This is a genomic window from Streptomyces sp. NPDC047525, assembly GCF_040643025.1.
GTDB lineage: Bacteria > Actinomycetota > Actinomycetes > Streptomycetales > Streptomycetaceae > Streptomyces > Streptomyces durmitorensis.
In genome coordinates this window covers 994,170-1,013,759 of sequence record NZ_JBEYTL010000001.1, presented here as the reverse complement: position 1 = coordinate 1,013,759, position 19,590 = coordinate 994,170, and the positions used below count along the sequence as shown (strand labels likewise).

Below are 19,590 nucleotides of genomic sequence, written 5' to 3'. Positions count from 1 at the left end.
CGGACCGCCCCCGCCAGTGAGCCGGTGGGCGATCTCGTGCAGCGCGCGTCGCAGCAGCTGACGGAGCTGGTGCGCGGCGAGATGCGTCTGGCACAGGCGGAGATGAAGGAGAAGACCAGGCGCTACGGCAAGGGCAGCGGGTTGTTCGGCGGAGCCGGTCTCGTCGGCTTCCTCACCCTGCAGGCTCTCGTCGCCACCGCGATCGCGGCGCTCGCCGTGCCGCTTCCGGTGTGGGCGGCGGGGCTGATCGTCACCGCCGTCCTCGGTCTGATCGCCGCGGTGCTTGCCATGACCGGCAAGAAGGAAGTCGGCCGGGCCGCCCCGCCGATCCCCGAGCAGGCCATCGACGGCGTGAAGGCCGATGTCGCAGAGATCAAGGAGAGTGCACAGCGATGAACCAGCCCGACAAGCACACGGCCGGCCCCGGGGAACTGCGCGCCAAGGTCGAGCAGACCCGCCAGGACCTGGGGGAGACGGTCGAGGCGCTGGCGGCCAAGGCTGACGTCAAGGCCCGCGCGCAGGACAAGGCTGTCGCGATCAAGGGCCAGACGGCCACGAAGGCCGCGGAGCTCAGTGGGCAGGCGATGGCGAAGGCCACCGAGGCCGCCCATGTGCTGCAGGACAAGGTGCCCGACCAGGTCAAGGAGAAGGCGGCCGCCGCCACCGGGCAGGTGAAGGCCGCGGCAGGACAGGCGACGGAGGTGTGGCAGGACAAGGCACCGGAGCAGGTCCGAAGCCGCCGCACCGCCTTCCTCGCGGGCGGCGCGACGCTGGTGGTCGCGTACGTGCTGGTGCGGCGCAGGCGCAAGCACGCGAGCGCCGCGTGAAGGCATCGAAGATCGCCTACAAGCCGGTCGGCATGGCGCTCGGCGCGCTGGCCGGTGTGGCCGCGGGCGGGCTGTTCAAACAGGCGTGGAAGGTGGCGGGACACGACGAGGACGCGCCCGATGCCACCGATGAGGACCGCAGCTGGGGCGAGATCCTGCTGGCGGCCACTCTGCAGGGCGCGATCTTCGCCGTGGTCAAGGCGGCCGTCGACCGCGGCGGCGCTGTCGCCACCCGCCGCCTGACGGGCACCTGGCCCGGCTGACCCGCACTTGGCTCGACCGACAAGCGGCCCGGAATTCATCCGATGGGTCGGTGCGTGGCAGCGCAAATGTCCAAGTCCCTGCCGCGTGCAATGCATTGACACCCCCACGGGGCGCTTGAATCATCGGATGTCATGACTGACATGCGCATGATGCTCGCGCCCCGTGCGCGGCTCCGCAGGCTGAGAGGCGCCGCAGTGGCCCTGCTGCTGCTCGCGGCGCCCGTCCCGGCGGCTCAGGCCGCCGGGACGCCGCAGCCCGCACCGGACCCGCCCCGCACCGTCCCCGCCCTCGCCGACTGGGCGCCGGGCGAGGGGAGTTACACCTACGGGCCCGGCACCCGGCTCGTCGCACACGGGCAGGCGGCACGCGAGGTCGCCCGCACCCTCGCCGACGATCTGCGTGCCGCGGGCGAGGGCAGGGTGCCGGTCACCCGCGGCGCCCCGCGCGACGGCGACATCGTGATCGACGTCGCCCCCACGCGAAAGCCCCTCGGCGCCGAAGGGTACGAACTGCGCGCGGGCGAACGCCTGGAGATCACCGGCGCGACGGAGACCGGAGCCTTCTACGGGACCCGCACCCTCCTCCAGCTCCTCGCCAGGAGTGACCGCGTCCCGGCCGGACGCACGGTCGACGTGCCCCGGTACAAGGAGCGCGGGGTGGGTGTCTGCGCCTGCTACATCCACATCTCGACGCCCTGGCTGGAGAACCTCGTACGCGACATGGCGTACAACAAACAGAACCAGCTGCTGCTCGAACTCAAGGTGAAGAGCGACAAGCACCCCGAGGCCAACAGCTGGGGCTACTACACCAAGAGCGAGATGCGCCGTCTCGTCGCGCTCGGCGAGAAGTACCACGTCACGATCATCCCCGAGATCAACTCGCCCGGCCATATGGACCCTTGGCTGGAGCAGCGCACCGACCTCCAGCTCACCGACTCCGACGGCAAGCCGCAGCCCTCGCGCCTCGACGTCACCAAGGACGAGGCCTTCGCGTACTACACGAGCCTCATCGACGAGTACGCCGAGGTGTTCCCCGCGAAGTCCTGGCACATGGGCGCCGACGAGTACATGCTCGGCTCCGACTTCGCCAAGTACCCCCACGTCCTGGAGTACGCGAAGAAGAAGTACGGCGAGAAGGCGACCCCGCAGGACGCCTTCGTCGACTTCATCAACCGGGTGCACACGTACGCGGCGGGCAAGGGCAAGCAGCTGCGCATCTGGAACGACGGCCTGACCGGTGCGAACACCGTGCCGGTCGCGGCGGGCACGAGCGTGGAGCACTGGCTCGACGTGAAGACGAAGCCCAGCCAGCTCATCGGTCAGGGCCACCCGTTGCAGAACGCCGCCTACTCCCTCTACCTCGTCCGCGGCGGCTTCCACACCGACACCAAGGCGCTGTACGACAAGGCGTGGGACCCGCGCAGCTTCGAGGGCGAGAAGCTCGCGTCGCGGGACGGCATCACCGGGGCGAAGATCAGCCTGTGGCCGGACAACGGCAAGGGTGAGACCGAGAACGAGGTCGCGGCCTCCATGGCGATGCCGCTCAGCCATGTCGCCCAGGTCACCTGGGGATCGGCGCACCCGGACCCGACGTACGCCGACTTCGCCGCACGCGCCAAGTCCGTGGGACACGCGCCTGGTTGGCGGGACCTGACGAAGCCGCCGGTGGCGGACGGAACGTACACCCTGCGGGACACCAAGGGACATGCGCAGCCCGCCGCCTACGAGGTCAAGCGCACCGCGGACGGCTACGTCACGCTGAAGTCCGCGGCGGACGGCACCTGCCTGGAGACCCGCAGCGGCAAGATCACGCTCAACGTGCCTCTGGAGCCCGGCAGTTCGGTCACACGGGAGACGTGCGACGCGGCCAACACCTTGCAGCGGTGGCAGCTGGAGAAGACGGCGGGCGGCCACCGGCTGACGAACGCGATCACGCGGATGTCCGTGCACGTCGCCGATGACGGGCGGCTTCAGCAGTACCCGGCGGATCAACGGACGCCGGCGACATGGACCCTGACCAACGGCTGATCGGATCCCACACCCATGACTGTCAGCAGACGTCTCTTCGTGACCGCCGCCGTCACCACGGCGGTGGCCGCGTCGAGCAGTTCCCTCGCGCTCGCGGCACCCGGCCCCGCGGGCACGGCCGCCGCGGCCGCTCCCGAACCGCCCTACCGCATCCCGATCAGCTCCAAGGACTCCCCGGACGAGGTCGTCGCCAAGGCGTCCCAAGTCCGGCCGACGGAACGGCAGATCGCCTGGCAGCGCCTTGAGCAGACCGCTTTCCTGCACTTCGGGGTCAACACCTTCACCGGCCTCGAATGGGGTACGGGCGACGAGGACCCCGACGTCTTCCAGCCGTCGGGACTCGACACCGACCAGTGGGCGCGGGCCCTGCGCGACGGCGGCTTCAAGCTCGCCATCCTCACCGTCAAGCACCACGACGGCTTCGTGCTCTATCCCTCGCGCTACACCAAGCACAGTGTGGTGAGCAGCAGTTGGCGGGACGGAAAGGGCGACGTACTGCGCTCGTTCGCCGACTCGCTGCGCCGGTACGGCATCAAGGTGGGCGTCTACATCTCGCCCGCCGACGAGAACCAGTACCTGCACGGCGTCTACGCCAACGGCAGCGCGCGCTCGCCGCGCACCATTCCCACGCCGGTGGAGGGCGACGACCGGTCGGGCGCCGCCGCCGTGCGCTCCTTCACGCTCGACGCGACCGACTACGGCGCGCACATGCTCAACCAGCTCTACGAGGTGCTCACCGAGTACGGGCCGGTCGACGAGGTCTGGTTCGACGGGGCGCAGGGGCGCATCCCGCCGGAGAAGGTCGAGACGTACGACTGGGACAGCTGGTACGCGGTCATCCGCGCCCTGGCGCCGAACGCGACGGTCGCCGTGCGCGGGCCCGACGTGCGGTGGGTCGGCAACGAGGGCGGACTCGCGCGCGAGAACGAGTGGAGCGTCGTCCCCGTCAAGGACTCGGGGAACGGAAGCATCGACTACGCCCTGAAGTACGACGCGCCCGACCAGGGGAGCCGGGATGCGCTCGCCGACGCGAGAGCGGTCGCCCAGTACGTGCAGTGGTGGCCGGCGGAGTGCGACGTCTCGATCAGGCCCGGGTGGTTCTATCACGAGGACGAACAGCCCAAGTCCGTCGAGCAGTTGACGGACATCTGGTTCCGATCGGTGGGCCGCAACTCCGTACTGCTCCTGAACATCCCGCCGGACCAGCGGGGTCTGCTCCCGGATGCGGACGTCGCGCGGCTGCGGGAGTTCCGCGAGCGGATCGGGCGTGAGCTGCCGGAGGACTTCGCGCGGGACGCACGCGCCCGCGGTGACGGCCGCCGTGCGTCGTACGCGGTCGACGGCGACCCGGACACGGCATGGGCCTGCCCCGCGCCCTCCCGGGGGACGCTCACCGTCGACCTGGACCGGGCGCGCGAGGTCGACCGGATCCGGCTCGGGGAGGACATCCGGCGGGGCCAGCAGCTGGAGCACGCGGTGATCGAGGCGCGGGTGACCGAAGGGGCCGGCTGGTCCGTCGTGACCGAGGTGGACTCGGTGGGGGCGAGCCGGGTCCTGACGCTGGCCACGCCGGTACGGGCGCGGGAGTGGCGGCTTCGGGTGACGGGGTCGCGCGGGGCGGTACGCCTCGCGGAGTTCGGCCTGTACCGCTCGCGGGTCTAGGGCCGCTCCGGGAGCCGCGCGCGTCGACGACGGTCGCGGCTCCCGGCACCCCAGGGCGCCGAAGTCCCGTACCCGGCAGCGGTGTTAGCGTCACGGCCATGTCCAAGAGTGAGATCGACGCCGTGACCGCCGAGTTCTTCGGAGCCTTCGACAACGTGGGCGGCAAGGCCGCCGACGTGGCCCGCATCCGGCGCCTTGTCATCCCGGGTGGCGTGATCGTAATGACGGGCCCGCAGTTCACGGTCTACACGGTGGACGAGTTCATCGAACCCCGCCAACGGCTCCTGAGCGAGGGCCGTTTGGTGGAGTTCTCCGAGTGGGAGACCTCTGAACGGACCGAGATCGAGGGTGACATCGCCTCTCGGTTCGGCACGTACGGCAAGTCCGGGACACTGGACGGCGAGCCGTTCGAGGGAGGCGGGACGAAGACCATCCAGTTCGTCCGCACCCCGGAGGGCTGGCGGATCGCCGCGTTCTCCTGGTACGACGCGCCCTGACCGCTGGCGCGCCCGACACGGCTACCTTTCCGCGGGACTCCGTGGGATTCCGTGGGACTCCGTGGGATTCCGCGGGCTTTCTAGGGCCACACGACCTCGCCGTTCCGTACGGTCAGGGCGTCGGGCCGGTCCTCCTCGTGGAACCTGGTCCATCCGACGTGGACGGGACCCCCGAACCGCTCGTGGTGCGCCCTGGCCTTGCTCGCCATCCAGGCGAGCAGCTCGCCGACACGGTCGAAGCCGTCCGGGTGGATCTCCTGCCGAGCGGTCAGCGCCCAGCCCTCTTCGCGCCGCAGCAGCACGGAGGTGAGTGCGCCGCCCACCTTCAAGGCCGTGTCGTGGCACCCCATGAGCGGCTCCGGGGCGTCCTCGATGACGAGCTCGCCCAGATCGTCCTCCCTCACGACCGGGAACTCGCGCACGATGGTCAGTTCCTCCGGCTGGGGGCCCAGGCCGAGATGCCACCGGAGCTCGGCGACCTCGTCCTCGGTGACGTCGTCACGCAGGTCCACCGCGATCGAGAGTTCGTAGATGTCCGCCATTCCGGAACCGTACTGGCGGGGTACGACACTTGGGTCTGCTCGCCGGATCGTGGCGGCTAGGTCCCGGCGGCCCGCCCGGTGCTCTCCCGTTCGATGAGCCTGGGCAGCGGCACCTGGACCGTGGCCGCGGGGCCGTCGTCCAGGAGGGACAGGAGTTCGCGGGCCGCGGTCCGGCCGAAGGACGTCGTGTCGCGTGAGAGTGCCGTCAGCCATGGGTGCACCATCCGGCACAGCGCCGAGTCCTCCCATGCGATCACCGATACGTCCGCCGGCACGGTGAAGCCGAGCGAGGCCGCCGCGGCGACCCCGGCGACGGCCATCACGTCGTTGTCGTACACCAGAGCCGTCGGCGGTGACGCGGCACAGAGCACCCGCCGTGTCACCGCGGCGCCCTCCGCGTCCGAGTAGTCCGTGGTCACCGAGCGGACCTCGGACAGGTCGCGGCGCTGGGCCTCGGCCCGCAGCGTCCGGATCCGCCGCTCCGTGTGGGCGAGGCCGGGGAGCCCCGCGATGTGCACGATGCGGCGGTGCCCGAGGGCGTGCAGATGGTCCACGATCGACGCCATCGCGCCCGCGTCGTCCGCCCAGACGGTGGAGAGGGCGGGGTGGTGCGCCTCCGGATCCGGCACGCCGCCCGTCACCACCGCGGGCAGGCCGAGATCGTCGAGGAGCGCGGGGCGGGGGTCGTCCGTGCGCGGGTCCACGACCAGGACGCCGTCCACCCGGTGCTCTGCCCACCACCGCTGGTAGACCGCGCACTCGGCGGTCACGTCCTCCACCACCTGGAAGAGCAGGCCGAGTTGACGCTCCGCCAGAACCTCCTGGATGCCCGAGATCAGCTGGAGGAAGAAGGAGTCGACGCCCAGCGTCCCGGCGGGCCGGGCAAGGACCAGGCCCACCGTCGCCGAGCCCTCGCCGGACAGTGCGCGCGCCGCCGTGCTCGGGTGCCAGCCCAGCTGTTCGGCGACCCTGCGCACCCGGTCGCGGGTGACGTCGGAGACTCCGGGCCGGTCGTTGAGCGCGAAGGACACGGCGCTCTCGGAGACTCCGGCGCGGCGTGCGATGTCCTTCATGGTCGGCCGGCGTGCCGGGGACCGCTTGCCTTGCACCGGTGTTGCCCCTTTCCTGTGGTGCGCATACTAATGCGCTTGAGCTCGACCACTCTAAAGCGCTTTAGTCGATCGCCGCAATAAGTTCAACGAACCGCCCTGACCAGGGTACTTGATGGGGTCGAACGAGATTGTTCAACGAATCCATTGACTTTTTACCGGAGTTCCATGCAGGGTCTGCCTCACGCTGGGCCGAGCAAAGGAGCCGTTTCACCGTGCGCATCTCCCACCACCCCCGCATCCCCCGAAGGGCAGCCGCCGCTGCCGCCGTCCTCGCCGTGCTCCTGCCGTTGAGCGCCTGTGGCGACGGAGGTGACGGCGGCGGCTCGACCGATGCCTCAGGCAAGATCGAGGGCGAGATCACCTTCCAGACCTGGAACCTGAAGGCCAACTTCAAGTCGTACTTCGAGGACGTCGTCGACGGCTTCGAGAAGAAGTACCCGGGCACGAAGGTGAACTGGGTCGACCAGCCCGGCGAGGGCTACGCCGACAAGATCAGCGCCGACGCCGCGGCCGGCACCCTGCCCGACGTCGTGAACGTCTCGCCCGACCTGGTCGCCCCGCTCGCCAAGGCCGGTCTCGCGCTCGACCTCGACAAGGCCGCGGGCAAGTACGAGAAGGAGTACCTGCCGGGGGCGTGGAAGAGCCACCAGATACCGGGCACGGAGGGCACGTACGCCTTCCCCTGGTACCTGAACACCGGGCCGCTCTTCTACAACAAGCGGATCTTCAAGGACGCGGGGCTCGACGCCGACAAGCCCCCGACGACGTTCGATCAACTCTTCGACGACGCCCTGAAGTTGTCGAAGGAGAGCAAGGGCAGGACCGCCACGCTCGCGAACGTCCCCACCATCGAGGACTTCGGCCGCTACGGCGTCCCGCTGATGGACAAGGAGGGGACCAAGTTCACCTTCAACGGAACCAAGGGCGTCGAACTCCTCACCAAGTACAAGAAGTTGTACGACGCGAAGGCCCTGGACCGGCAGGCCCTCACCGCGACGCCCGAGTCGACGGGGAAGAAGTTCCTCACCGAGGCCGTCGCCATGAACCCCGGAAGCGCTCTGGACCTCGGCAAGTTCAAGAAGGACGCGCCCGGTCTCTACAAGAACATCGGGATCACCCCGCAGATCACCAACACCGGCAAGGACAACATGTACGTGATGGGGGTGATGGTGAACACCCGCACCAAGCAGACGCCCGCCGCCGTGGCCTTCGCCCACTACGTGACGGACGCGCAGCACCAGATGTCCTTCGCCAAGAAGGTGGCGATCTTCCCCAGCACGCAGGGCTCGCTCGACGACCCGTACTTCACCAAGCAGGACGGCACCGATGACACGCGCGTGCGGGTCGCCGCCGCCAAGTCCATCAAGACCGCGGTGAACTACACGCCCGTGCTGTTCAGCGAGCAGATGAAGATCGAGCTGCGCAACGGCGTCGCGCGGGCGCTACAGGGCAAGGAGAGCCCCAAGGAAGCGCTTGACAACGCTGTCAAGAACTGCGACCGGCTCCTGAAGCAGAGCTGAGAAGACGACACGGGATCACCACCATGAAAAGCTCCAGCGCCGCCACGGCTCCCCGTGCCGCCGCCGACAACGACCGCAGTCCCCGCAGCCGGATCCGGCGTCAACTGCCCTCCAGTCCCTGGCTGTTCGCCGCCCCGGGGCTGCTGGTCGTCGGCATCTTCATCCTCTATCCGTTCGTCAGCACGCTCATCAACTCCTTTACCGACAAGCGCACCCTGATACCGGGGGAGTACGTCGGCCTGGACAACTTCCGCGAGCTGCTGCACGACGACATGTTCTGGATCGGGCTCCGCAACTCGACGCTGTACGTCGTCGGGGTCGTACCCGCGCTCGTCCTGCTGCCGCTGCTGCTGGCGATGCTCGTCCAGAAGCACATCCCCGGCATCACCTTCTTCCGGTCCGCCTTCTACACGCCGGTGGTCGCGTCCATCGTCGTGGTGGGCCTGATCTGGGTGTGGATGCTGGATGAACGGGGCCTGGTCAACGCGGTGCTGGAGGCGGTGGGCGTCGGCTCGGTCGGCTTCCTCAGCGATCAGTGGCTGCTTCTCCTGAGCGCCATGGCCGTCACGGTCTGGAAGGGCCTCGGCTACTACATGATCATTTACCTGGCGGCCCTGGCCAACGTGCCGCGCGAACTGCACGAGGCCGCCTCGGTGGACGGCGCGGGCGCGGTGCGCCGCTTCTTCACGGTCACCGTCCCCGCCGTGCGCTCCACGATGGTCCTGGTCGCCGCACTCTCCTCGGTCGCCGCCTTCAAGGTGTTCTCCGAGGTCTACCTGATGGCCGGACCCAACGGCGGTCCGGCAGGCGAGGACACCACGCTCGTGATGCTGGTGCAACGCGTCGGCACTGGCCTGACCGGCCGCGTGGGGTACGCGTCGGCCATCTCGGTCGTCGTCTTCGTCGTCACCGTCGCGCTGATGCTGCTCGTGCTGCGCGCGGACCGGAAGGAGGACGCGTGAGCACCACGACGGACACGCGCGAGACCGAGCAGGCGGCGAAGGCGAAGGCCAAGGCCAAGGCGAAGGCGGAGGGCAAGGTCCGCAAGGCCGGGGCCCGCAAGCGGGGGCGTATCACCGACGAGAACGGGCGCCGGATGCCCATGTGGGAGATCGTCCTGCGCTACGCACTCCTGCTCGCCGTACTGGCGTTGATGATCGGCCCCTTCCTGTGGCAGCTGTCCACCTCCCTGAAGGGCCCGCACGAGAACATCTTCAGCTCCCCGCCCAAGTTCCTGCCGGGCAGCCCGACCCTCCACAACTACGAGCGGGTCGCCGACACCATCCCCGTCTGGGACTACGCGCTGAACTCCCTGAAGGTGGCCGCCGCCAACGTGGTGACCAACTGCGTGGGCGCCACGCTCGCCGGCTACGCCCTCGCGCGCCTTCGCTACCGGGGCCGCAGGGCGGCCACGGTCGTCTTCATCCTGGCCATGCTGGTCCCCGTCGAGGGCATCATCATCGCCCAGTTCACGACCATGCGGGAGCTGGGCCTGAACAACACCCTCATCGGTGTGCTGCTGCCTGGCTGTGTCTCGGCCCTGAACGTCCTGCTGATGCGCAACGCCTTCCTGAACCTGCCGTACGAGATCGAGGAAGCCGCGTTCGTCGACGGCGCGAATGTCTGGCAGCGGTTCCTGCGGATCGCCCTGCCCGCGGTCAAGGGCACGCTCGCCGTGGTGGCGATCTTCGCCTTCATGGGCGCCTGGGACGACTTCCTGTGGCCGCTGATCGTGCTGAGCGACCCGGACAGGTTCACCCTGACCATCGGCCTGAACTATCTGCACGGCACCTTCGCCAACGACGAACGGCTCGTCGCCGCGGGCACGGTCATCGCCGTGCTTCCGCTGATCGTGCTCTTCGCCTGTCTCCAGCGGTACTTCTTCCGTGGGGTGGGCGAGGGAGCGGTGAAGGGCTGACGCCGCCTCCCGCCTCCTCCCACCCGTCAGCGTTCCCTGTCCCCCGCACCCCTGCACCCCCGAGAACCAGGACTCGCATGCCTTCTGTGCCTTCTGAGCCTTCCGCGTCCTCCGAAGCGCCGCGCTTCGGCGCGAACTACACCCCCAGCCAAGGGTGGTTCCACCACTGGCTCGACTTCGACATCGACGCCGTGCGCGCCGATCTCGACGCGATCGCCGGGCTCGGCCTCGACCACATCCGGGTCTTCCCGATCTGGCCCTACTTCCAGCCCAACCGCACCCTCATCCGGCCGCGCGCCGTGGAGCAGCTCGTCGCCCTCGCGGACGCAGCGGCCGAGCGCGGGCTCGACGTCAACGTCGACGGACTTCAGGGGCACCTGTCGAGCTTCGACTTCCTGCCCGCGTGGACGCAGACCTGGCACCGGCGGAACATCTTCACCGACCCCGACGTGGTGGAGGGCGAGGTCGCCTACCTGCGGACGCTCGCTTCCGCGCTCGCCGACCGGCCGAACTTCATCGGCATGACGATCGGCAACGAGGTCAACCAGTTCTCGGCGGGCCCGCATCCCGATCCCGACCGCATCACGCAGGAGCAGGCGGGGGAGTGGCTGCGGCGGGTGCTCGCCGCGTGCGAGGAGGGCGCGCCCGGCAAGCTGCATCTGCACGCCGAGTACGACGCCGCCTGGTACCAGGACGACCAGCCCTTCACCCCGGCCCAGGCCGCGCGGCTCGGCGGCGCGACCGCCGTGCACTCCTGGGTGTTCAACGGCACGGCTCAGCGGCACGGGAGGGAGGGGGTCGCCACCGAGCACCACGCGGCGTACATGATCGAGCTGTCCAAGGCCTGGGCGGACGACCCGCACCGCCCGGTCTGGCTCCAGGAGGTGGGCGCGCCCGCTCCTCTCATCCCCGCGGAGCACGCCGCCTCCTTCACCGAGGCGACGGTGGCGGGGGCGCTGGACTGTGCGGATGTGTGGGGGGTGACGTGGTGGTGCTCGCACGATGTGTCGCGCTCACTGTCGGACTTCCCTGAACTTGAGTACAGCCTGGGCCTGTTGACGAACGACGGCCGGGTCAAGCCGGGGGGTGAGGTGTTGGCTCGGCTCGCGAAGGAGTGGCGGGGGCGGGAGTATGCGCCTGCCGTGCGGGCGACCGCGGTGGTGGTCGCGGACTCGCCCTCGGAGCGGTCCGCGTGTGCTCCTGGGGGAGCGGTGTTCGAGGCGTTCTTCCGGCTGGTGGCGGAGGGGGTGCGGCCCACTGCCGTGCTGGCGAGCCGGGCCGGTGACCCGGCGCACTTGGCTGCGCGGGGCATCACGGAGGTCGTGCGGCCGGGGGAGGTCGGCTAGACCGGAAACAGGATTCTTTCCCCGACCCCGTCCCTTCCCGAAAACCGTGCCTGCGCCCCGGACCTACCTGGGGCTCCGCCCCAGACCCCGCTCCTCAAACGCCGGAGGGGCTGAAAATTCAGCCCCTCCGGCGTTTGAGGAGGCCCCCGCGCAGCGGGTTTTCGGGAAGGGGCGGGGTCGGGGAAAGGAACCCGCCCATCCCGTCCCGCACTCAACACACAAACGGAGAGCACCATGCACGACGACCGCACCCTCATCGAAGCCCGCCTCAAGCGCGTCCTCGACGAACGCATCCGCCCCGCCGTCTATCCGGAGTCCGTCCCCCTCGACGTCGCCGTCTGGACCGCTCCGGGTGAGCCCGTACCCGTCGAAGAGGGGCTCGCGGCGCACCCCGAGCCGACCAAGGTCGGCGCCGCGTGGGGTGCCCCCTGGGCCACCAGTTGGTTCCGGGTGACCGGCACCGTGCCCACGGACTGGGCGGGGAAGAGTGTCGAGGCCGTCCTCGACCTCGGGTTCGACGAGAACATGCCCGGCTTCCAGTGCGAGGGCCTGGTCTACCGCCCCGACGGCACCCCCGTGAAGGGCCTCAACCCCCGCAACCAGTGGGTGAGGATCGCCGCCCCGGCAACCGGCGGCGAAGACGTCCACCTGCACATCGAGGCCGCGTCCAACCCCGTCATCCTCGACTATCACCCCTTCCTGCCCACCCAGCTCGGCGACAAGGAGACGGCCGGCAGCGAGCCCCAGTACAAGCTCGCCCGCATGGACCTCGCCGTCTTCGACGAGACCGTGTGGCAGCTCGTCATCGACCTCGAAGTGCTCGGCGAGCTGATGGTGGAACTCCCCGAGGACTCCGGGCGCCGTTACGCCGTCGTACGTGCCGTCGGGCGCGCCCTGGACGCCGTCGACCTCCAGGACGTGAACGGCTCGGCGGCCGCGGCCCGCGCCGAGCTCGAAGGCGTGCTCGCCACCCCCGCCGAGCCCTCGGCCCACCGCATCAGCGCCGTCGGCCACGCACACATCGACTCCGCCTGGCTGTGGCCGCTGCGCGAGACGGTGCGCAAGGTCGCGCGTACGACGTCGAACATGACCGCGCTCATCGAGGACGAGCCGGACTTCGTCTTCGCCATGTCCCAGGCGCAGCAGTGGGCGTGGGTCAAGGAGCACCGGCCCGAGGTGTGGGCGAAGGTCAAGAAGGCGGTCGCCGACGGGCGGTTCGTGCCCGCGGGCGGCATGTGGGTCGAGTCGGACACGAACATGCCGGGGTCGGAGGCGATGGCCCGTCAGTTCGTGCACGGCAAGCGGTTCTTCCTTGATGAATTCGGTGTCGAGAACGATGAGGCCTGGCTGCCCGACACCTTCGGGTTCGCCGCCGGTCTGCCGCAGATCATCAAGGCGGCGGGCTCCAAGTGGCTGCTCACGCAGAAGATTTCGTGGTCGCAGACCAACCGCTTCCCGCACCACACCTTCAACTGGGAAGGCATCGACGGGACCCGCATCTTCACGCACTTCCCGCCCGTCGACACCTACAACTGCTCGATGAAGGGCAGCGAGATCGCCCACGCGGCGAAGAACTTCAAGGACAAGGGAGTCGCCCGGCACTCCCTCGCACCGACCGGCTGGGGCGACGGAGGCGGCGGCACCACCCGCGAGATGATCGCGAAGGCTGGACGCCTCCGTGATCTGGAGGGCTCGGCGACCGTCGAGTGGGAGACTCCCGCGGCCTTCTTCGAGAAGGCCGAGGCGGAGTACCCGAACGCCCCTGTCTGGGTCGGCGAGTTGTACCTGGAGCTGCACCGCGCCACGCTCACCAGCCAGGCGGGCACCAAGCAGGGCAACCGCCGCAGCGAGCACCTGCTCCGTGAGGCGGAGCTGTGGGCGGCCACGGCGGCCGTCCGGTCAGCCGAATTCGCCTACCCCTACGAAGAGTTGGACCGCATCTGGAAGACGGTGCTGCTCCACCAGTTCCACGACATCCTGCCCGGCTCGTCCATCGCCTGGGTGCACCGGGAGGCGCGCGCGACGTACGCGGCGGTCGCCGACGAGCTGAACGGCATCATCGAGGCGGCCCAGCGCGCACTGGCGGGGGACGGCGGCACGGGCACCCTCGTCTTCAACTCCACCCCGCACACCCGCGACGGCGTCCCCGCAGGCGGCGCGCGCCCCGCCGCCATCGACGGCCAGTCGGCGATCGCCTCGCGCGCCGACGGCGGGTACGTCCTCGACAACGGCCTGCTGCGGGTCGAGATCGACGCGCGCGGTCTTGTCGTCTCGGCGTACGACATCGTGGCCGACCGGGAGGCCGTCGCACCCGGCCAGGCGGCGAACCTGCCGCAGATCCACGCGGACTTCCCGAACATGTGGGACGCGTGGGACGTCGACGAGTTCTACCGGAACACGGTCACCGACCTCACGGAGGCGGACGCGGTCGAGCCCGTGGAAGGCGAAGGCGGCGCCTCGGTCCGTGTCGTACGCAGCTTCGGTGACTCGCGGCTCACCCAGGTGCTGTCCCTGGCGCCCGGCTCCACGCGCCTGGACATCGACACGGAGGTCGACTGGCACGAGACGGAGAAGTTCCTGAAGCTGGCGTTCCCGCTGGACATCCACGCGGAGCGGTACGCGTCGGAGACGCAGTTCGGCCACTTCTACCGGGCCACGCACACCAACACGAGCTGGGAAGCCGCCAAGTTCGAGGCGTGCAACCACCGCTTCGTGCACATGGAGGAGCCGGGGTGGGGTGTCGCCCTGGTCAACGACTCGACGTACGGCCATGACGTGACACGCACGGTGCGCGCCTCGGACGCCGGTACGACCACGACGGTGCGTGCCTCGCTCCTTCGCGCCCCGCGCTTCCCCGACCCCGAGACGGACCAGGGCGTCCACCGCTTCCGGCACGCGCTGGTCCCGGGGGCCGGGATCGGCGACGCGGTGCGGGAGGGGTACCGGATCAACCTCCCCGAGCGGCGGATCACGGGCGGTGCCGATGTGGCCCCGCTGGTGACGGTCGACAACGACGCCGTCGTCGTCACGGCGGTCAAGCTTGCCGACGACGGCAGCGGCGACGTGGTCGTCCGCTTCCACGAGTCGCGCGGCGGCCGTGCGAGGGCAACGCTGGCCGCGGGCTTCCCGGTCGGCTCGGTCGACGTGACGGATCTCCTCGAGCGGCCTCTCGCGGATGCCACGGCACCGGAGCGCTCGGGCGACGGCGTCGCGCTGACGCTGCGGCCGTTCGAGCTGGTGACGCTGCGGCTGACGCGGGCGTGACGGCTCGCTGAGCGAGGACGCCCAGCCGCCGGACGGGGCCGGCCCACCGGCCCCGTCCGGCGGCTTCTTCGTCGCCGCCCTCATGAGCGTGCTGCCGGGATGCGGACCGAGTACCGCCCCTCCCCGGGCGGTCACCGGGCACACTGGCCGACATGCCGGTCTCGCTGCATCACATCGTCATCGACGCCCATGACCTTCCCGCCCTGGCCCGGTTCTGGGCCGAGGTGCTGCGCTGGCGGATCCTGTCCGAGCGGGGGCGGGAGGTCGTGATCGGCCCGGACGAGACCGCGCCGGTGGGGATCTGCTTCATGCCGGTGACCGATCGCAAGGTCGTCAAGAACCGGCTGCATCTCGATCTCACGTCCGCCGCCGAGGATCGTGACGCCGAGATCGAGCGCATCCTCGCACTCGGCGCCCGCCGGGCGGAGGTCGGGCAGAGCGGTGAGGAGTCGTGGACCGTGCTGGCCGATCCGGAGGGGAACGAGTTCTGCGTGGTCCGTCCGAAGGAGACCCTCATCGGCTGAGGCCTGTCTCCAGGTGGGCCGTCCTGTGGTGGAAGGCCCGCCTGACGGCCGGGAAGCGTCGGCCGTCGCGGCGTGGGTGCACCCGGTTGGCCAGCAGCACGTGGAAGCGTCCGGCGGAGGGGTCCACCCAGAGGCTGGTGCCGGTGAAGCCCGTGTGGCCGTACGAGTCCGGGCGCATCGCGCCGCCCACCGGAGAGGCGATCGGTCCTGCCCCTGCCGGCCGAGGCAGCGGCGAAGACCGAGCCCCTCGGTGGGGCACTCCGTCATCCGGCGGAAGGCGGCGCGCCCCAGGATTCCGTCGCCGCCCCGGACCAGGGCCGCTCCCAGGCGTTCGAGATCGGCGAGCGGGGAGAAGAGCCCGGCGTGGCCCGCCACGCCGCCGAGGACGATGGCGTTCGTCGTGCACCTCGACCGCCACCACACGTGGTCCGCGGTGCGCCGGTCACAGCCCGGCGGCCAGGCACTCCGCTACCCCTCCAACTGCCCCCGCAGCCACTCCTCCACCTCTCCCACATGCGCCGCCGCCGCGGCTCTGGCCGCCTCCGGGTCCCTGGCCACCAGGGCCCGGTGGATGCGTGCGTGTTCGCGGCGGGTGCGTTCGAAGGCGCCCTCTTCCTGGTAGCCGCGCCATACCCGTGCGCGGAACGTGCGCGAGGACAGGCCCTCCAGGATCGCCGCCATCGTGTCGTTGCCCGCCGCGAAGGCGATCGTGCGGTGGAACGCCAGGTCGTGGGAGAGGATCTCCTCCGGGTCCTCCGTGGCGTTCATCGCCTCCAAGTGCTTCTCGACGTCGGCCAGTTGGTCCGCCGAGATGCGCGCGGCCGCCAGCGCCGTCGCCGTGGACTCCAGGACCCTGCGCACCTCCAGGAGTTCCACGAGCCGTGGTCCGCGCGACAGGTCGGCCACGACGCCGAAGGTCTCCAGGAGGTCCCCGGCCTCCAACTGCGTGACGTAGATGCCCGAACCGTGCCGGGCCTCCAGGACCCCCATCACGGTGAGCGCGCGGATCGCCTCCCGCATGGAACTGCGCGAGATGCCCAGCTGTGTCGCCAGGTCCCGCTCCGTCGGCAGCCGTTCACCCGGTTCCAGACGGCCCTCGCCGATCATCGCCTTGATCTGCTCGATGGCCCGCCCGGTCACGGTGCCCTTCTGCGGGGCGGTCTGGTCCACGTAACGCTCCTCCACTAGCCAAGTGCGCCGCAGTCTAACCAGAGATGTGGTCGGACCACTACGGCTCAAAACAAGGAAAAATTGGCGACGAGGGGTGTTGTGAGCGCCAAGTGGTCTGATAAATATTCGCCCATCAGTCGCTAGGAACCGCGCTGGGAACCGCTAGAACTCCGTCCGATCACGATCGATTTCACGCTCGATGAGGAGCCGTCAGATGGCCGGCAGAACAGTGCGCAACACGTCCAGCAGGGCGGGGATTTCGCGGACGGCGCGGATCGCCGCCGCGGCGGCCTGCGCGTCCCTCGTGCTCACCGCATGCGGCAGCACGAAGGACAGCGCGGCGCCCGCGGGCGGCGAAGGCGGCGGAGAGGGCAAGGTCGGGGTGGTCCTGCCCCTGCTGACCTCGCCCTTCTGGCAGTCGTACAACGACTACGTGCCGAAGATGGCGAAGTCCGAGGACGTCGACGCGCTCAAGACGGTCAACTCCAACAGCGACCCCTCGCAGCAGATCACCGACATCAACAACCAGCTCAACCAGGGGGTCAAAGGGCTCGTCGTCGCGCCCCTCGACAGCGCCGCCATCTCCGCCGGTCTCGACCAGGCCGAACGCAAGGGCGTCCCCGTGGTCGCCGTCGACGTCGCCCCCGAGAAGGGCAAGGTCGCGATGGTCGTGCGGGCCAACAACGTCGCGTACGGCGAGAAGGCCTGTGACTACCTCGGCAAGCAGGTCAAGACCGGCAAGGTCGTCCAGATCATGGGAGACCTCGCCTCCGTCAACGGCCGTGAGCGCTCCGAGGCGTTCCGCACCTGCGTGAAGAAGAAGTACCCCAAGCTCAAGGTCCTGGAGATCCCCGCCAAGTGGGAGTCCGACACGGCCGCCTCGAAGCTCGACACGCTGCTCAACTCCAACCCCGACATCAAGGGCATCTACATGCAGGCGGGCGGCGTCTACCTCGCGCCCACCCTGCAGACCCTGAAGTCCAAGAAGATGCTGAAGAAGACGGGCGAGAAGGGCCACATCACCGTCATCTCGAACGACGGCATCCCGCAGGAGTTCGACGCCATCCGCAAGGGCCAGATCGACGCGACCGTCTCGCAGCCCGCCGACGCGTACGCCAAGTACGGGATGTACTACATCAAGGCCGCGATGAACGGGAAGAAGTTCAAGCCGGGCCCGACCGACCACGACTCCACCATCGTGAAGCTGCCCAGCGGCATTCTCGAGGACCAGCTGCCCGCCCCGCTGGTCACCAAGCAGAACGTGGACGACTCCAAGCTGTGGGGCAACACGGTCAAATGAGTACGCCGATGACCAAGTCCCCGGCTCCGGGGCCGACGGCGCTCGTCGAAGCGACCGGCATAGCCAAGCGGTACGGACCCACCGTCGCGCTGCAGGACGGACAGCTGACCGTCCTGCCCGGTGAGTCCCACGCCCTCGTCGGCCGCAACGGCGCGGGCAAGTCCACCCTCGTCACCATCCTCACCGGCCTCCAGGCCCCGGACGCGGGCACCGTCCTCTTCGACGGCGAGCCCGCCCCGCCGCTCACCGACCGCGACGCCTGGCGCCGCAAGGTGGCCTGCGTCTATCAGAAGCCGACGGTCGTGCCCGATCTGACCGTCGCCGAGAACCTCTTCATCAACCGGCAGCCCGAAGGCCGCGGCGGATCCATCAGCTGGCGCAAGCTGCGCACCCAGGCCGCCGAGGTGCTCGACACCTGGGACGTGCGGGTCGACCCGGAAGCGCGCACCGCCGACCTCAAGGTCGAGGACCGTCAAATGGTCGAGATCGCACGGGCGTTGAGTTTCGGCGCGCGCTTCATCGTCCTGGACGAGCCCACCGCTCAGCTCGACAACCGCGAGATCGAGCGGCTCTTCACGCGCATGCGGGCGCTCCAGGAGTCCGGGGTCACCTTCCTCTTCATCTCGCACCACCTCCAGGAGGTGTACGAGGTGTGCCAGACCGTCACCGTCCTGCGCGACGCCCGCTGGATCACCACGGCGCCGGTGGCCGATCTGCCGCGCGCCGCCCTCGTCGAGGCGATGGCGGGCGAGGCCCTGCGGGAGAAGGAAGCCGCCGAGGAGTCCGTCGCGAGGACCGAGGTCCCCGCCGACGCCCCGGTGATGCTCGACGTCACGGGCCTCACCAGCCAGTCGTACGAGGACATCGACCTGACCGTCCGCAAGGGCGAGGTCGTCGGCCTCGCCGGATCCAGCGGCAGCGGCAAGATCAACCTCGCCGAGACCTTCGCGGGGCTGCACACACCGACCGGCGGAAGCGCCCGGCTCGACGGCAAACAGCTCCCGTTCGGCGACGTGACCGCCACGCTGCGGGCCGGTGTCGGCTGCGTCCCGCGCGACCGGCACGACCAGGGCCTGGTCTTCGGGATGACGATCGGCGACAACGCGACGATGACCGTGCTCGACCGGCTCGGGAAGTACGGCTTCGTCGGCACCGAGCGCAAGCGCGGCTTCGCCGAGGAGCTGATCGACCGCCTCGACATCCACGCCGAGGGGCCCGACCAGCCCGTGTCCGACCTCTCCGGCGGCAACGCGCAGAAGGTCGTCATGGCACGAGCGCTCGCCTCCGACCCGCGGCTCCTCGTCCTCATCAATCCCACCGCCGGCGTGGACGTGAAGTCCAAGGAGTCACTGCTCGCCCGGATGGACAACGCCCGCGAGGACGGCACCGCCGTCCTCGTCGTCTCCGACGAGCTGGACGACCTGCGGCGCTGCGACCGCGTCCTGGTCCTCTTCCACGGCCGGATCGTCGCCGAGCACACGGCGGGCTTCACCGACCACGACCTGATCGCATCGATCGAAGGGGTGGGCGAGACGGGCCCCGAACGGGGCAACGGCGCGACAAGCCCCCACCGGCCCGCAGCCGGAGAACAAGGAGACAGCCGTGGCTGACACGAAG

At 69.7% G+C, this 19,590-nt stretch carries 17 protein-coding genes and 1 pseudogene; 14 read left to right on the top strand and 4 right to left on the bottom strand.

Annotated features, from left to right (window positions below; translation table 11 throughout):
- The first annotated feature begins 24 nt into the window (after window positions 1-24).
- The 6 genes from ABZ833_RS04755 to ABZ833_RS04730 all read left to right on the top strand — a co-directional run bounded on the left by ABZ833_RS04755 (window position 25) and on the right by ABZ833_RS04730 (window position 5,277).
- Window positions 25-396, top strand: a complete 372-nt coding sequence (locus ABZ833_RS04755; RefSeq protein ID WP_249592706.1) for a phage holin family protein — start codon at window positions 25-27, stop codon at window positions 394-396.
- Window positions 393-827 carry a DUF3618 domain-containing protein gene (locus ABZ833_RS04750; protein WP_361040949.1) on the top strand — a complete coding sequence of 145 codons (435 nt, stop codon included), beginning with the start codon at window positions 393-395 and terminating at the stop codon, window positions 825-827. The genes ABZ833_RS04755 and ABZ833_RS04750 overlap by 4 nt, the downstream gene beginning before the upstream one ends.
- Window positions 824-1,090 (top strand): DUF4235 domain-containing protein, encoded by a 267-nt coding sequence (locus ABZ833_RS04745; protein ID WP_361040947.1) that lies wholly within the window; start codon window positions 824-826, stop codon window positions 1,088-1,090. The genes ABZ833_RS04750 and ABZ833_RS04745 overlap by 4 nt, the downstream gene beginning before the upstream one ends.
- A gap of 141 nt (window positions 1,091-1,231) precedes the next feature.
- On the top strand, window positions 1,232-3,118 hold the full coding sequence (locus ABZ833_RS04740; protein ID WP_361041378.1) for a family 20 glycosylhydrolase: 1,887 nt from the start codon (window positions 1,232-1,234) through the stop codon (window positions 3,116-3,118).
- Between the two features lie 15 nt (window positions 3,119-3,133).
- Window positions 3,134-4,780 carry an alpha-L-fucosidase gene (locus ABZ833_RS04735; RefSeq protein ID WP_361040945.1) on the top strand — a complete coding sequence of 549 codons (1,647 nt, stop codon included), beginning with the start codon at window positions 3,134-3,136 and terminating at the stop codon, window positions 4,778-4,780.
- Window positions 4,781-4,878: 98 nt separating this feature from the next.
- Complete coding sequence (locus ABZ833_RS04730) at window positions 4,879-5,277, top strand: DUF4440 domain-containing protein (protein WP_361040943.1); 399 nt, start codon at window positions 4,879-4,881, stop codon at window positions 5,275-5,277.
- An 80-nt stretch (window positions 5,278-5,357) separates the two neighbouring features.
- On the opposite strand, the gene ABZ833_RS04725 is transcribed toward ABZ833_RS04730, so the two are convergent.
- Together ABZ833_RS04725 and ABZ833_RS04720 are read right to left on the bottom strand one after the other, a co-directional pair.
- Window positions 5,358-5,819: a hypothetical protein gene (locus ABZ833_RS04725; protein WP_361040941.1), complete on the bottom strand. Its 462-nt coding sequence runs from the start codon at window positions 5,817-5,819 to the stop codon at window positions 5,358-5,360.
- A gap of 56 nt (window positions 5,820-5,875) precedes the next feature.
- The gene (locus ABZ833_RS04720; protein WP_361040939.1) at window positions 5,876-6,892 is read right to left on the bottom strand and encodes a LacI family DNA-binding transcriptional regulator; all 1,017 of its coding nucleotides are present in this window, start codon (window positions 6,890-6,892) and stop codon (window positions 5,876-5,878) included.
- Window positions 6,893-7,167: 275 nt separating this feature from the next.
- On the opposite strand from ABZ833_RS04720, the gene ABZ833_RS04715 reads away from it, so the two are divergent.
- From ABZ833_RS04715 to ABZ833_RS04690, 6 genes are all read left to right on the top strand, one after another.
- Window positions 7,168-8,451 (top strand): extracellular solute-binding protein, encoded by a 1,284-nt coding sequence (locus ABZ833_RS04715; protein ID WP_361041375.1) that lies wholly within the window; start codon window positions 7,168-7,170, stop codon window positions 8,449-8,451.
- Between the two features lie 23 nt (window positions 8,452-8,474).
- Complete coding sequence (locus ABZ833_RS04710; RefSeq protein WP_361040937.1) at window positions 8,475-9,413, top strand: sugar ABC transporter permease; 939 nt, start codon at window positions 8,475-8,477, stop codon at window positions 9,411-9,413.
- A gap of 134 nt (window positions 9,414-9,547) precedes the next feature.
- Window positions 9,548-10,369 carry a carbohydrate ABC transporter permease gene (locus ABZ833_RS04705; RefSeq protein ID WP_361041372.1) on the top strand — a complete coding sequence of 274 codons (822 nt, stop codon included), beginning with the start codon at window positions 9,548-9,550 and terminating at the stop codon, window positions 10,367-10,369.
- Between the two features lie 86 nt (window positions 10,370-10,455).
- The gene (locus ABZ833_RS04700; RefSeq protein WP_361040935.1) at window positions 10,456-11,715 is read left to right on the top strand and encodes a glycosyl hydrolase; all 1,260 of its coding nucleotides are present in this window, start codon (window positions 10,456-10,458) and stop codon (window positions 11,713-11,715) included.
- Between the two features lie 234 nt (window positions 11,716-11,949).
- On the top strand, window positions 11,950-14,979 hold the full coding sequence (locus tag ABZ833_RS04695; protein WP_361040933.1) for a glycoside hydrolase family 38 C-terminal domain-containing protein: 3,030 nt from the start codon (window positions 11,950-11,952) through the stop codon (window positions 14,977-14,979).
- A 152-nt stretch (window positions 14,980-15,131) separates the two neighbouring features.
- Window positions 15,132-15,503, top strand: a complete 372-nt coding sequence (locus ABZ833_RS04690; RefSeq protein WP_361040931.1) for a VOC family protein — start codon at window positions 15,132-15,134, stop codon at window positions 15,501-15,503.
- On the opposite strand, the pseudogene ABZ833_RS04685 reads toward ABZ833_RS04690, so the two are convergent.
- Together ABZ833_RS04685 and ABZ833_RS04680 are read right to left on the bottom strand one after the other, a co-directional pair.
- Window positions 15,493-15,927, bottom strand: a pseudogene (locus ABZ833_RS04685) (serine hydrolase); the annotation flags it as partial. The gene ABZ833_RS04690 and the pseudogene ABZ833_RS04685 sit on opposite strands and share 11 nt — an antisense overlap.
- 44 nt (window positions 15,928-15,971) lie before the next feature.
- Entirely contained in the window at window positions 15,972-16,673 is a 702-nt protein-coding gene (locus ABZ833_RS04680; protein WP_249586130.1) for a FadR/GntR family transcriptional regulator, read from the bottom strand.
- A 214-nt stretch (window positions 16,674-16,887) separates the two neighbouring features.
- On the opposite strand from ABZ833_RS04680, the gene ABZ833_RS04675 reads away from it, so the two are divergent.
- Entirely contained in the window at window positions 16,888-17,973 is a 1,086-nt protein-coding gene (locus ABZ833_RS04675; protein ID WP_361040928.1) for a sugar ABC transporter substrate-binding protein, read from the top strand.
- Window positions 17,974-17,981: 8 nt separating this feature from the next.
- Entirely contained in the window at window positions 17,982-19,583 is a 1,602-nt protein-coding gene (locus tag ABZ833_RS04670) for a sugar ABC transporter ATP-binding protein (protein WP_361040925.1), read from the top strand.
- Window positions 19,584-19,590: the final 7 nt, after the last annotated feature.